We start from the raw sequence: 13,170 nt of genomic DNA, 5'->3' as shown, positions 1-13,170 counted from the left end.
GAGGGCATCCTGCCTCCCGCATGGGGAGCGTGTGAAGCCCCCCGGAGGGAAACTGCGCGGAATCGTTGCTATCGAGGAATCCTCGACGAATCTCGCCGAGCCCCGCGTCGGATCCTGCGGCTCGCGATCACGCGAATCGAAGGATCCTCGATTCCGGATGGCGCCTCGGGCGCCTCAGCCGAGGAGCAGGCCGCGGAGCTGATCGGTCGAGTGCGCCACTGCGATCGCCTCGGACGCCTCGACCGGCGATCCGTAGCCCCACTCGACGAGGATCGTCGGCACGCCGTTCGCGGCCGCGCCCAGGACGTCGTAGCCGCGATCGCCGATCATCACCGCGTTCTCGGTGTCGATGCCCTGCTCCCGCAGGCGGCGGAGCGCCTCGGCGACGACGTCGGCCTTCGTGCTGCGGGTCTCGTCGTCGCTCGCGCCGGCGATCGTGGTGAAGTACCGGTCGAGGTCGTGGTGCGCGAGCACCTCGCGGGCCATCGACTCGGGCTTGCTCGTGGCCAGGGCGATCGGCAGGCCCGCGTCGTGCAGGCGGTGGATCAGCCCCTTGACGCCAGGGAAGACCGGCGAGCGGAGCAGGTGCTCGTCGTAGTGGTCGCGGTAGACGTTCAGCGCCTCCCACGATTCGACGTCGGTGAAGCCGGCCGTCATGCGGAGGCTGTCGAGGAGCGGCGGGCCGACGTAGGACCGCAGCACCTCCTGGTCGGGAACCGGCACGCCCATCTCCGTGAACATGTGCGCGAGCGAGTCCATGATCTCGGTCGCGGAGTCGACGATGGTGCCGTCGAGGTCGAAGAGCACCGCTGACCACGTGCGCGCCGGCGCGATCGTGGTGGTGGGCAGGTCGGAAGTCACCGGGCCATCCTAGGACTCGTACTTCCGAGCCTCTCTCAGGTTGACATGCCTCAGAACAGCCTCGCGTGGCCGCTCTCGACGCCCTTCATGGCGTCGTAGTCGAGGACGACGCAGCGGATGCCGCGGTCCTCGGCGAGCGTGCGCGCCTGCGGCTTGATCTCCTGCGCGGCGAACACGCCCGACACGGGCGCGAGTCGCGGGTCGCGGTTCATGAGCTCGAGGTAGCGCGTGAGCTGCTCGACGCCGTCGATGTCGCCGCGGCGCTTGAGCTCGACCGCGACCGAGCGGCCCGAGCCATCCGTCGCAAGGATGTCGACCGGACCGATCGCGGTCATGTACTCGCGCCGCACGAGCCGGTACCCGTCGCCCAGCAGCTCGATCTGCTCGGCGAGCAGGCGCTGGAGGTGCGACTCGACGCCGTCCTTCACGAGGCCCGGATCGACGCCGAGCTCGTGCGCCGAGTCGTGGATGACCTCGTGGATCGACACGATCAGCTGGTCGGCGGTCTTGGCGTGCGTGACCTTCCACACCTCGGTGACGCCGGCGTCGCGCTGGTCGTCGTCGGGCTCGGCGGTCGCGAGCGTGCACGGCGGGCTCATCCAGTTGAGCGGCTTGTAGCTGCCGCCGTCGGAGTGCACGAGCAGGCTGCCGTCGCCCTTGACCATGAGCAGGCGCGTCGCGAGCGGCAGGTGCGCCGACAGCCGGCCGGCGTAGTCGACGGAGCAGCGGGCGATGACGAGGCGCACGCAGCGAGTCTACGTTGGACCTCGGACGGGTTCCGGCGCAGGGCCGCCGGCCCGGGGAAGGGCCGCGATGGCGCGCGTGTACTACGGCAACCAGATGTCGCTCGACGGGTACGTCGCCGATCGCGAGGGGCGATTCGACTGGGCGATGCCCGGTGAGGACGTGCACTCGGCGATCAACGACGACGTCCGCGGGGTCGGCACATTCCTGCTCGGCCGGCGCATGTGGGAGGTGCTGCGCGCATGGGACGTGATGGACATCGACGGCGAGCCCGAGGTGATCGGCGACTTCGCCGCCATCTGGCGCTCTGCCGACAAGGTCGTGTTCTCGCGCACGCTCGACGAGGACGAGCTCGCGGACGCGCCGCGAACGCGTCTCGCCCGCCGGTTCGACGTCGACGAGGTGCGCGGGCTCGCGGCATCCGCCGACCGAGACCTGTCGATCGGCGGGCCCGAACTCGCCGCGCAGGCGCTCGCCGCGGGGCTCGTCGACGAGGTCGCGCTCTGGACCTACCCGGTGGTGGTGGGCGGCGGCACGCCGGCCTTCGCCATCGGGGCGGATGACGCGCCCGGCCGCCTCGACCTCGAGCTCGTCGAGACGCGCCGCTACGACGGCGGGGTCGTGGGCCTGCGCTACCGCCCGCGCGGCTGAACCTCCGCCAGCCGGGGCGGCTCAGCCCTGCGACGACCCGTCGTGCGGACGGGCCTCGTGTCCGGGCAGGCCGCGCGTGCGCTCGCGCTCCTTCATCTCGGCCTCCCACAGGTGCCGCCGACCGCCCACGAGCTCGTCGCGCGCCGCCTGGTCGGCCGCCTTCACGGCCGCGAAGTAACCGTCGTCGTACTCCTCGATGACCTGGAACGTCCACCGCCCCTCGAGCACGTTGCGGCCCACGATCTCGGTGTCGAGGCGGTCGGCGATCTCGTCGTGGCCCGCCTTCCGGAATAGCTCGACCGCCTCGCCGATGCCGAGGTCGGCCGTGCCGGTGAGGCGGTGGAACCGGTACAGCGAGCCGCGCGCGTCCTCGAGCACCTCGAGTGCCTCCGAGAGCTTGCCGAGCGCCTCGATCGTGAGGTCGGAGACCCCGTCGGGGCGCGTGTGCTCGGGGAGCGGTTCGTCGGGCACGGTCTCGTCGTCGCGCGGGCTCATGCCTGCATCATGCCGAGCGGATGTCGCGAGCGACACCCCTTGTCCGGGGCGGGAAGCTCTGTCGCCCGGGCCGGACCCGCGGTGCGGCCTCAGGCGCGGCGCGTGCGGGTGCGCTCGCGCGCGGCGGGTGCCGCGAGCCCCGCGATCACCATGAGTCCGAGGAGGAGCAGCAGTCCGTTGAGGATGCCGAAGTGCTCGCCGAGGAACCCGATGAGCGGAGGCCCGACGAGGAACGCGCAGTAGCCGATCATGGCGACCGCCGAGACGCGCGCCGCGGCATCCGCTCGATCGGGGACGTCGGCCGCGGCCGACATCCCGACCGGGAACGCCAGCGAGCAGCCGACGCCCCAGAGCGCCGCGCCGGCCACGAGCATCCAGGTCTCGGTCCCGAAGATGAACATCGACAGGCCCACTACGCCGATGCCGGCCATGACCTGGAGCACGATCACTCGGCCGAAGCGGTCGATGAACGGGCCGCCGAGCACGCGCGCGGCGGTGATCGCGATCGTGAACACCGTGAAGATCGCGGCGCCGGCGGTCGCGTCGAAGCCGTGCCCGTCGACGACCGCCAGGGCGAGCCAGTCGTTGGCGCTGCCCTCGGCGAAGGCCATGCCGAGCATGACGACGCCGATCAGCAGCAGGCGGACATCGGCCCACACCGAGAGGCTGCGCTTGAGCCGAACGGTCCACGGGTCGCGCGGGGCCTCGGTATGCGGATCGTCGCCGAGCTCCTCGCGAACGGGCACGAAGCGCACCGCGATGACGACGGCGACGGCGATCACCGCGGCGATGATGACGAGGTGCACCGACACGGAGAGGTCGAGCGCCGATGCCCCCGCGGCGAGTGCGGCACCGGCGACCGTGCCGAAGCTGAAGAACGCGTGCATGAGGGGCATCACGGTCTTGCCGAGCTCGCGTTCGGCCTCGGCGCCCTCGACATTCATCACGACGTCGACCGCGCCGTTGCCGAAGCCGAACAGCGCCAGTCCGATCACCACGAGCAGCACGCTCGGCAGCACCGAGCCGCCCACGCCGACGAACACGAGCCCGATCGAGACGGTGACGAGCATGCCGGTCATCGCCAGGCGAGCGCCGAACCGCGCCAGGAGCCACGGCGCGGCGATGAGCCCGAAGATCGAGGCGATCGATCCGGCGAGGATGACGAGGCCGACGCCCTGGGTGCTCAGGCCGACGTCGTCGCGCACCACCGGGAGGCGCGCGACCCAGCTCGCAAGGCTGAGACCCGAGAGGAAGAAGATCGCGAAGATCGCGTTGCGCCAGGCGATCAACTCGCGGCGCGGTCGAGCGGATGTCGCGGCCGCCGGAGCCGCGACACCTGGGGAGTTCGACTGCTGCTCGTGTTCGGTCATCGTCGGTGCGCTGTCTCGGTGCTGCGACATTACTGCCTCGTCGTCGGAGTGGTCTGGGTCCAGAAGGCTCGAATCGATTCGACTCGAATCGATTCGACTGTACCGGTGACGCGCGCCGCGGCGCAACCCGAAGTCACGGCGTTCTCGCAGCAAACGGGGGATGGCGCGAGCCCGGGCCGGCGTGTGATGATCATGCCAATCGAGGACGACGCAACTTGCACTGCGCCGTCCTCGTCCATGTTCCCGGCCCGGTGCCGGCCGTGGTGCCGGCCCGCGCGTCATCCGCCCCGCTCGCGTGACTACGATGGCTGGGTCACCTCGACGCTGCGCCGTGACCCTCGGCGCACGAAGCCGGCGCCGGCCCACCCCGCGGGCGCCCGTACGCAGAAGGCACCGCCGATGAAGGCCCTGTACAAGTCCGCGCCCGGCGCGGGATTCGAGTTCGTCGATCGTCCCGAGCCCGAGCCGGGGCCCGCCGACGTGAAGATCCGGGTGCTGCGCACGGGCATCTGCGGTACCGACCTGCACATCGACGAGTGGGACGACTGGTGCTCGTCCGAGATCCGCACGCCGCTGATCGCCGGTCACGAGTTCTACGGCGAGGTCGTCGAGGTCGGCGACCTGGTGCACGACGTGGCCGTCGGCGACCGCGTCTCGGGCGAAGGGCACATCGTGTGCGGCATGTGCCGCAACTGCCGTGCCGGCCGGCGCCAGATGTGCATCCGCACCAAGGGCCTGGGCCTCCATCGCGACGGCGCGTTCGCGGAGTATGTCGTGATCCCGGGCGAGAACGTCTGGGTGCACCACGCCGACGTCGACCCCGAGGTCGGTGCCATCTTCGATCCGTTCGGCAACGCCGTCCATACCGCCTTGGCCTTCTCGCTGGTCGGCGAGGACGTGCTCGTGACGGGCTGCGGCCCCATCGGGCTCATGTCGATCGCGGTGGCGCGCCACGTCGGGGCCCGGTTCATCGTCGCGTCCGACGTGAGCCCGGCGCGGCTCGAGCTCGCGACGCAGATGGGGGCGGATGCCACGGTCGACGTCTCGCGCGAGCGCATCCGCGACGTCCAGCCGCGCTTGGGCATGCGCGAAGGCTTCGACATCGGCTTCGAGATGTCGGGCTCGGCGAAGGCGCTGCCCGAGATGATCGAGAACATGAACCACGGCGGCCGGATCGCCCTGCTCGGCCTGCCGAGCGAGCCGTACGCCATCGACTGGGGCAAGGTCGTGACCCACATGCTCACGCTGAAGGGTATCTACGGACGCGAGATGTTCGAGACGTGGAACTCGATGAGCGCGATGCTGCAGACCAGCGCCGAGCTGCGTTCGCGCGTGGCATCCATCATCAGCGACCGCTACCCCGCGCACGAGTGGCGCGCGGGGTTCGACGCGGCCAGGTCCGGCGGCGCCGGCAAGGTCATCCTCGACTGGACGGAGGTCTGAGCGTGTACGGATCGGTGAAGGAGCAGCTGCGGGCGGAGCTCGACGAGATCGAGGCCGCCGGGCTCACGAAGCGCGAGCGCGGCATCCACGGGCCCCAGTCCTCGGAGATCGAGGTCGCGGGCCGAGAGGTGCTGAACTTCTGCGCGAACAACTACCTGGGGCTCGCGAACGACGCCCGCATCGTCGCCGCGGCCCACCGTGGACTCGACGAGTGGGGGTACGGCCTCGCGAGCGTGCGGTTCATCTGCGGAACCCAGGAGCTGCACCTCGAGCTCGAGCGGCGCGTATCCGAGTTCCTCCGTTACGACGACACCATCCTGTTCTCGTCGTGCTTCGACGCGAACGGCGGCGTCTTCGAGGTGCTCTTTCGGCCCGATGACGCGATCATCTCCGACGAGCTCAACCACGCGTCGATCATCGACGGCATCCGCCTGTCGAAGGCGCAGCGGTTCCGCTATCGCAATCGCGACATGGCCGACCTCGAGGCGAAGCTGCAGGAGGCGTCGGGCGCGCGCCGACGCGTGATCGTCACCGACGGCGTCTTCTCGATGGACGGCTACATCGCGCCGTTGCAGGAGATCTGCGACCTCGCCGAGCGGTACGACGCCCTCGTCTTCGTCGACGACTCGCACGCCGTCGGGTTCGTGGGCGAGCACGGCCGCGGCACGCCCGAGTACTGCGGCGTCGAGGGCCGGGTCGACATCACGACCGGCACGTTCGGCAAGGCGCTGGGCGGGGCATCCGGCGGCTACGTCGCCGCCCGCCAGGAGATCGTCGACCTCCTGCGCCAGCGTGCGCGCCCGTACCTGTTCTCGAACACGCTCGCGCCGGCGATCGTCGCGGGCACGATCGAGGCGCTCCGGCTCGTGTCGGAATCGGGCGACCTGCGCGAGCGGCTCGTCGCGAACGCCGCGCTGTTCCGCGAGCTGATGACGGACGCGGGCTTCGAGCTGCTGCCCGGCTCCCACCCGATCGTCCCGGTCATGTTCGGCGACGCCGCGCTCACGGCCCGCGTCGCCGATGCGCTGCAGGAGCGCGGCGTCTACGTCACCGCGTTCTCGTATCCGGTCGTGCCGAAGGGGCTCGCGCGGATCCGCGTGCAGCTGTCGGCCGCGCACACCGAGGACGAGGTGCGTCGTTGCGTCGCGGCGTTCGCCGAGGCGCGTGACGCGGTGGGCGCTGCGGCGTAGCCTTCCACAGGTTGGAGTATCGGAGGTGCCCATGGACGACGACTTCGTGGCGACGTCGAGGGTCGAGATCGACGCACCACCCGAACGGGTCTGGGCCGTCATCACCGACCCCGCCGCGGCGCGCGAGTTCATGTTCGGGACCGAGCTGGCGACCGATTGGGCGGTGGGCGAGCCCATCCGCTGGCGCGGCGAGTGGGAGGGCACGCCCTACGAGGACCACGGCACCGTGCTCGAGTTCGAGCCGCCACGACGGCTCGTCACCACGCACTTCAGCCCGCTGAGCGGGCAGGAGGACGTGCCCGAGAACCACCACACGCTGACGTGGACGATCGACGGCGACGGCCCGACGGTGCTCACGCTGGCCCAGGACGGGAATCCGACACCCGAGGCCGCCGCGCACTCGCAGCGCAACTGGGACTCGCTCGTGGCGAGCGTCAAGGCGATCGCCGAGCGCTCGTGAACGGCGGCGCCGCCGAGATGCCGGTTCGACCGGGTTTCGCCGCGACGGACCCCGCCGAAGTGGCATCTCGGCGCGTGAAACGCGACCGCCGGCGCGGATCGAATCGATTCGACCGTAGAATCGGACCGTGACCATCGAATCATCCGCGCCCGAGACCGGCGTCGTCCCGCGCGTGACGCTCGCCGACGTCGCCGCCAGGGCCGGCGTCTCGGCGTCGACCGCGTCGCTCGCGTTCAGCGGCTCCGGCCCGGTGTCGGATGCCACGAAGGAGCGCGTGTTCGCCGCCGCCGCCGAGCTCGGCTACGGCGGACCCGACCCGCGAGCCCGTTCGCTCCGCCGCGGCCGCTCGGGCATCGTGGGCGTCGTGCTCGAGGAGCGCGTGCGCGCCGCCTTCCTCGACCCCGTGAAGATCCAGACCCTCGACGGGCTCACCGAGGGCATCGCACCGCTCAAGGCCGGCCTGCTGCTCCTCACCGACACCGGCGACGACGAAGCCCCCGTGAGCATCGATACCGCGCCGCTCGACGCGGTCGTGCTCATCGGGTGCAGCCCGCGATTCCAGCGCCAGGTCGAGTCGCTGCAGCGACGCGGCATCCCGATCGTCGCCATCGAGGGGGCGCCCGGCGGTGCCATCCCCGAGATCACGATCGACAACCGCGCGGCCACGCGACTGGGCGCCGAGCACCTGCGCGACCTGGGGCACACGGATGTCGCGACCGTCACGCTCCCGTTCGAACCCACGCGAACACGCGGCGCCCTCACGACCGAGATGGAGTCGACCGCGACGGTCGACACATCCGTCGAACGCCTCCGCGGCGCGCGCGACGTCTTCCCCGACGTGCGTGTGCAGGTCGGCGCGGCGAGCTCGATCGAGGAAGGCCTCGAGGCGGGTCGCGCCATCCTGGCCGACGCCGCGACCCGGCCGACCGCGGTCATCGCGCAGAGCGACCTCCTCGCCGCAGGCGTCATCCAGGCCGCCGAGGAGCTCGGCCTGCGCGTGCCCGAGGACGTGAGCGTGATCGGCTTCGACGGCATCCGCGTCGACGGCCTGCAGCACGACCTCACGACGCTCGTGCAGCCGTCGGTCGCGAAGGGCCGCGCCGCGGGCGAGGCGATCGTGCGCATGCTGTCGGGCGAGCCCGCCGCGGGCACCGACTTCACGAGCACCCTCCACGTCGGCGAGACGACCGCCCCGCCGCGCGCCTGAGCCCCGTGGCTACTCGGGCGTGATCTCGCCCGACCCCGAGACCGTGCTGCGCACCTCGGGCCGTCCCGAGTAGCGCACCGTGCCGCTGCCCGAGAGCGTGACGTCGAGCGAATCCGACGCGTCGACCGAGATCTCACCGGAGCCGGAGAGCACCACCTGCGCGTTCGCCGAGCTCAGTTCGCTCGCGTCGACGTCGCCCGACCCGCTCAGGTCGACCACGAGCTGGTCGGTGCTGCCCGAGGTCTCGATCTGACCCGAGCCGCTGATCGAGAGGCGCACTGCGGATGCGTCGAGCTCGTCGGTCTCGATGTCGCCCGAGCCGCGCAGGTCGACCGAGACCTCCTCAGCGTCGCCGAACTCGGCCGAGATGTCGCCCGATCCGTTGATGATCACGGAATCGAGGGACGTCACCGTGACATCCATCTCGAGATCGCGTTCGCCCACGATGAGCGGCCCGCGGCGCATCTCGATCACGAGCTTGTCGCCCTCTGTGTCGGTGTAGAGGCGATCCAGGACGTTCTCGCCACCGGTCACGGTGAAGGACGGTTCATCGCCCAGCCGGATGGTCAGGTCGCCGCCGCTGCGCAGTTCGACCTCGGTGGCATCGTCGATGTCGCGATCCTCGGTGCGGCGGTCGCCCGCCGTGACGAACGGGACGCACGCCGTGAGCACGAGCATCGAGGCGGCGACCGCGACGGCTCCGCCCGCGCGGGGAACGGTGACACGTCGGCTGGACATGGCAGCTCCTTCGTCGGGGTGTGGATGCCTCGACGCTAGCGAGCCCGGACGCCGGCCCGCGGGCCGTTGGTCACGCGGGCGCGCCCGTGACGATCCACGCCCGACCGCGCGCGCGGAGCCCGAGCGTCACCGCGCGCGCGGCCAGGTACCCGATCGCGAATGCCGCGGTGAGGGCCGCAAGCGCCGCCGCGCCGGGCACCGCGGGGCCTGAGGCATCCGCCCACCACACGACGCCGAACGCGAGCGGCACGAACACCGCGAGGTTCACGAGCCCGGTCCACGCCAGGTAGCGCGCATCGCCCGCGCCGATGAGCACGCCGTCGAGCACGAACACGAATCCGCCGAGCGGCGCCGAGAGACCGAGCACGACGAGCGACGGGGGCAGGAGGGCCGCGACGTCGGCCGACGAGGTGAAGACGGCGGGCAGCACCCACGCAGTCGCGATCACGAGCGCGCCGATGACGGCGCCGGAGCCGATGCCCCACTCGACGCACCGCCGCAGCACCGCACGGACCTGCGCGACGTCGCCCGCGCCGAGCCCCTTGCCGATGAGCGCCTGCGCCGCGATGGCGAGCGCATCCAGCGCGAACCCGAGCGTGAAGTAGATCGTGATGGCGACCTGGTAGGCCGCGAGCTCGTCGCGCCCGAGGGATGCCGCGGCCCACGTCGCGAGCAGCAGCGCGACGCGCAGGCTCAGCGTGCGGAGGAAGAGCCATCCGCCCGACTTCGCACCGCGCAGCACGCCCGCGTGGTGCGGCCACGGGCTCGCGCCGACTCGTGCAACGTGGCGCGCGATCACCACGAGGTAGACGAGGACCATGCCCCACTGAGCGACGACCGTGCCGATCGCCGAACCGGCGATGCCCCATCCGAGCCCGTAGATGAACAGCGCGTTGAGCGCGATGTTCGCCGTGAAGCCGACGCCCGCGACCCAGAGCGGCGTGCGAGTGTCCTGCAGGCCGCGCAGCAGTCCGGTCGCGGCGAACACCACGAGCATCGCCGGCAGCCCGGCCATCGAGATGGCGAGGTAGGTCGTCGCCTGGGCCGTCACCTCGGCCGACGCGCCGAAGGCGCTCACGAGCCACGGCGAGGCGAGCCATCCGACGACCCCCAGCACGGCGCCCAGCCCGAGGGCCAGCCACAGCCCGTCGACGCCGGATGCGACCGCACCGCGCTCGTCGCCCGCGCCGAGCCGTCGCGCGACCGACGGCGTCGTCGCGTAGGCGAGGAAGATCATCAGCCCGATGATCGTCTGGAGCACCGCGCTCGCGAGGCCCAGGCCGGCGAGCGGCGCCGCGCCCAGGTGGCCGATCATCGCGGTGTCGGCCAGCAGGAACAGCGGCTCGGCGACGAGCGCGCCGAGCGCGGGCACCGCGAGGCGCAGGATGTCGCGGTCGACCTCGCGGCGGGCGGCGACGTCGATGGTGGCCGGGTCGCTCACTTCGACTCGACGATCTCCTTGCCGAGCGGCGCGAGCGAGACGGGGATCAGCTTGAAGTTGGCGATGCCGAGCGGGATGCCGATGATCGTCAGGCACATGATCACGCCGGTGATGAGATGCTCGAGCGCGAGCCACCAGCCCGCGAGGAGCACCCACACGACGTTGCCGAGGAACGAGAGCACGCCGGAACGCGGGTTCGAGACGACCTCGCGCCCGAACGGCCACAGCGAGTAGTTGGCGATGCGGAACGACGCGATGCCCCACGGGATCGTCACGATGAGCACGCACATGAGGAGGCCGGCGAGCATGTACCCGATCCAGAGCCAGATGCCCGCGAGGATCAGCCAGATGACGTTGAGGATCGTGTTCATGATGGCTCGATCCTCGCACTCCCCGCCGACGTCCGCGAGGGCCGCCCGCCCGCGTCCGCTCGCGCGGTGCCCGGGCGTATGATGCGGCCGTGACCACTCGGGAGTCGGTCCGCGCGATGCGGCGCCTCCGCGTCCGGCGGGGATTCCGACTCCACCCTGCCCAGGCGGTCGTGGTCGGGTTCGCGATCACGGTGGCCGTCGGCACGTTGCTGCTGTGGCTCCCGCCGATGACCCTGAACCCCGACGGCACGTCGTTCATCACCGCCCTGTTCACGTCGACCAGTGCGGTGTGCGTCACCGGGCTCACGGTCGTCGACACGCAGGCGCACTGGAGCCCGCTCGGGCAGGTCGTGATCATGGCGCTCATCCAGGTCGGCGGACTCGGCATCATGATCTTCGCGTCGCTCATCGGGCTCGTCCTCGCGCGCAAGATGTCGGTCCGCTCGCGACTCAACACGGCGGCCGAGGCGAAGACCGTCGGCTACGACGACGTCCGGGGCCTGATCCGGGGGATCGTGCTCATCTCCTTCACGATCGAGGCGATCACGTGGGCGTTCCTCTTCCCGCGCTTCCTGTTCGGATATGCCTACGAGCCGGGGGAGGCCGCCTGGTACGCGATCTTCCACTCGGTCTCGTCGTTCAACAACGCCGGGTTCGCGCTCTACTCCGACAGCCTGATGGGCTTCGTCGACGACCCCTTCATCTGCCTGCCGATCTGCGCGGCCATCATTCTCGGCGGCCTCGGCTTCCCGGTCATCATGCAACTGCGCAAGGAGTTCGCGAGGCCGCTGCACTGGTCGATGAACACGAAGCTCGTGCTCTGGGCCACGCCGATCCTCCTGGTCGCGGGCACGATGTACCTCACGGTGGTGGAGTGGAGCAATCCCGACACGTTCGGCCGGCTGAACCCCGCCTCGCGGATCCTCGCCGGCTTCTTCGCCTCGGTGCAGACGCGCAGCTCCGGCTTCAACACCGTCGACACCGGGCTCATGCGCGACGAGAGCTGGGTCGGCATGGACGTGCTCATGTTCATCGGCGCCGGCCCGGCCGGCACGGGCGGCGGCATCAAGGTGACGACGTTCGCGGTGCTGTTCTTCATTCTGCTCACCGAGCTGCGCGGCGAGGGAGCCGTCAACATCTTCGGCAAGCGCCTCTCGCGTGCCGTGCACCGGCAGGCGATCACCGTCGTGCTCATCGCGGTCGGGGCGGTCATGTCGGCGACCGTGGTGCTCATGCTGTTCACCGGTCTCACGTTCGACGTCGTACTGTTCGAGGTGATCTCGGCGTTCGCCACGGTGGGCCTGTCCACCGGCATCACCGGCGACTTCGCCGAGATCGAGCAGGCCGTGCTCGTGTTCCTCATGTTCGCGGGACGCCTCGGCCCCCTGACACTCGGCACGGCCATCGCGCTCCGCGACCGCCGCATCCTGTACGAACTCCCGAAGGAGAGGCCCGCGATTGGCTAGGTTCACGCTCTTCGGCGGCGCATCGGACACCTCGCGCCGCATCGCCGAGGCCGACTCGGTCGCGGTCATCGGACTCGGGCGGTTCGGCACGTCCCTGGCGCTCGAGCTCATGGCGGGCGGCACCGAGGTGCTCGGCATCGACGCCGACGAGGAGATCGTGCAATCCCTCAACGGGGTCCTCACCCAGGTGGTCCGGGCCGACTCGACCAAGACCGAGGCGCTCCAGCAGCTCGCGGTCGACGAGTTCGACCGGGTCGTCGTGGCGATCGGGTCCGACATCACCGCGTCGATCCTGACCTGCTCGGTGCTGCTGGGCATGAAGGTCCCCGGCATCTGGGCGAAGGCGGTCACCGAGCAGCACGCGCTCATCCTCGAGCAGCTCGGGGTGCACCGCGTGATCCGCCCCGAGGCCGAGATGGGCCGGCGGGTCGCGCACCTGGTGCGCGGAGCGGCTCAGGACTACATCGAGATCGACCGTGGCTACGCGATCGTGAAGTCCGCCCCGCCCGCCCGTCTGCACGGCATCCCGCTCGGGCAGACCGGCCTGCGCAAGGAGTTCGGCGTCACGGTCGCGGCGTTCAAGAAACCCGGCGGCGAGTGGCACAACGCCGACGCCGACACCGTGCTCTCCGAGGGCGACACGATCCTCATCGTCGGGCCCACGCGCAAGGCCGAGGGGTTCGCCCAACTGCGGTGAGGGGCGGATGGCGCGCCGTCGTGCCATCCGTTCAGC

Annotated in this window: 14 protein-coding genes; 7 read left to right on the top strand and 7 right to left on the bottom strand. The window is 70.8% G+C overall.

The genetic code is table 11. From position 1 onward, the window contains the following. Positions 1 to 174 precede the first annotated feature (174 nt). Complete coding sequence (locus tag BLT99_RS13955) at positions 175 to 861, bottom strand: HAD hydrolase-like protein (RefSeq protein WP_229724411.1); 687 nt, start codon at positions 859 to 861, stop codon at positions 175 to 177. Positions 862 to 911: 50 nt separating this feature from the next. Then, positions 912 to 1,607: an endonuclease NucS gene (gene nucS, locus BLT99_RS13950; protein WP_092673689.1), complete on the bottom strand. Its 696-nt coding sequence runs from the start codon at positions 1,605 to 1,607 to the stop codon at positions 912 to 914. Between the two features lie 67 nt (positions 1,608 to 1,674). Between nucS and BLT99_RS13945 the strand changes: the two genes are divergently transcribed. Further along, positions 1,675 to 2,256 (top strand): dihydrofolate reductase family protein, encoded by a 582-nt coding sequence (locus BLT99_RS13945; protein ID WP_092673686.1) that lies wholly within the window; start codon positions 1,675 to 1,677, stop codon positions 2,254 to 2,256. Between the two features lie 21 nt (positions 2,257 to 2,277). Here BLT99_RS13945 and BLT99_RS13940 read toward each other — a convergent pair whose 3' ends face one another. Then, positions 2,278 to 2,751, bottom strand: a complete 474-nt coding sequence (locus BLT99_RS13940; RefSeq protein ID WP_092673683.1) for a hypothetical protein — start codon at positions 2,749 to 2,751, stop codon at positions 2,278 to 2,280. 89 nt (positions 2,752 to 2,840) lie between these two features. Continuing rightward, positions 2,841 to 4,151 carry an MFS transporter gene (locus BLT99_RS13935; protein ID WP_229724410.1) on the bottom strand — a complete coding sequence of 437 codons (1,311 nt, stop codon included), beginning with the start codon at positions 4,149 to 4,151 and terminating at the stop codon, positions 2,841 to 2,843. Positions 4,152 to 4,520: 369 nt separating this feature from the next. On the opposite strand from BLT99_RS13935, the gene tdh reads away from it, so the two are divergent. The 4 genes from tdh (at position 4,521) to BLT99_RS13915 (ending at position 8,421) form a co-directional block, all read left to right on the top strand. After that, positions 4,521 to 5,564, top strand: coding sequence for an L-threonine 3-dehydrogenase (gene tdh / locus BLT99_RS13930; protein ID WP_092673680.1), 1,044 nt, complete (start codon positions 4,521 to 4,523; stop codon positions 5,562 to 5,564). Positions 5,565 to 5,566: 2 nt separating this feature from the next. Continuing rightward, positions 5,567 to 6,754 carry a glycine C-acetyltransferase gene (locus BLT99_RS13925; protein ID WP_092673677.1) on the top strand — a complete coding sequence of 396 codons (1,188 nt, stop codon included), beginning with the start codon at positions 5,567 to 5,569 and terminating at the stop codon, positions 6,752 to 6,754. A 31-nt stretch (positions 6,755 to 6,785) separates the two neighbouring features. Then, positions 6,786 to 7,214: an SRPBCC domain-containing protein gene (locus BLT99_RS13920; RefSeq protein ID WP_092673674.1), complete on the top strand. Its 429-nt coding sequence runs from the start codon at positions 6,786 to 6,788 to the stop codon at positions 7,212 to 7,214. A 127-nt stretch (positions 7,215 to 7,341) separates the two neighbouring features. Then, positions 7,342 to 8,421, top strand: a complete 1,080-nt coding sequence (locus tag BLT99_RS13915; RefSeq protein ID WP_229724409.1) for a LacI family DNA-binding transcriptional regulator — start codon at positions 7,342 to 7,344, stop codon at positions 8,419 to 8,421. A 9-nt stretch (positions 8,422 to 8,430) separates the two neighbouring features. Here the strand turns inward: BLT99_RS13915 and BLT99_RS13910 are convergent, their stop codons facing one another. From BLT99_RS13910 to BLT99_RS13900, 3 genes are all read right to left on the bottom strand, one after another. Continuing rightward, positions 8,431 to 9,159, bottom strand: a complete 729-nt coding sequence (locus BLT99_RS13910; RefSeq protein ID WP_092673671.1) for a head GIN domain-containing protein — start codon at positions 9,157 to 9,159, stop codon at positions 8,431 to 8,433. 70 nt (positions 9,160 to 9,229) lie between these two features. After that, the gene (locus BLT99_RS13905) at positions 9,230 to 10,600 is read right to left on the bottom strand and encodes an MATE family efflux transporter (protein ID WP_229724408.1); all 1,371 of its coding nucleotides are present in this window, start codon (positions 10,598 to 10,600) and stop codon (positions 9,230 to 9,232) included. Continuing rightward, positions 10,597 to 10,971: a YccF domain-containing protein gene (locus tag BLT99_RS13900; protein WP_092673668.1), complete on the bottom strand. Its 375-nt coding sequence runs from the start codon at positions 10,969 to 10,971 to the stop codon at positions 10,597 to 10,599. Before BLT99_RS13900 ends, BLT99_RS13905 begins: the two co-directional genes overlap by 4 nt. A 116-nt stretch (positions 10,972 to 11,087) precedes the next feature. Here BLT99_RS13900 and BLT99_RS13895 point away from each other — a divergent pair, with 116 nt between their 5' ends. After that, positions 11,088 to 12,437 carry a TrkH family potassium uptake protein gene (locus tag BLT99_RS13895; RefSeq protein WP_092676406.1) on the top strand — a complete coding sequence of 450 codons (1,350 nt, stop codon included), beginning with the start codon at positions 11,088 to 11,090 and terminating at the stop codon, positions 12,435 to 12,437. Beyond that, positions 12,430 to 13,134, top strand: coding sequence for a potassium channel family protein (locus BLT99_RS13890; protein WP_092673665.1), 705 nt, complete (start codon positions 12,430 to 12,432; stop codon positions 13,132 to 13,134). Before BLT99_RS13895 ends, BLT99_RS13890 begins: the two co-directional genes overlap by 8 nt. The last annotated feature ends 36 nt before the right edge of the window (positions 13,135 to 13,170 follow it).

Source organism: Agromyces flavus, assembly GCF_900104685.1.
In the GTDB taxonomy this organism is placed as follows: Bacteria; Actinomycetota; Actinomycetes; order Actinomycetales; family Microbacteriaceae; genus Agromyces; species Agromyces flavus.
This window is presented reverse-complemented; position numbering and strand designations above follow the sequence as displayed.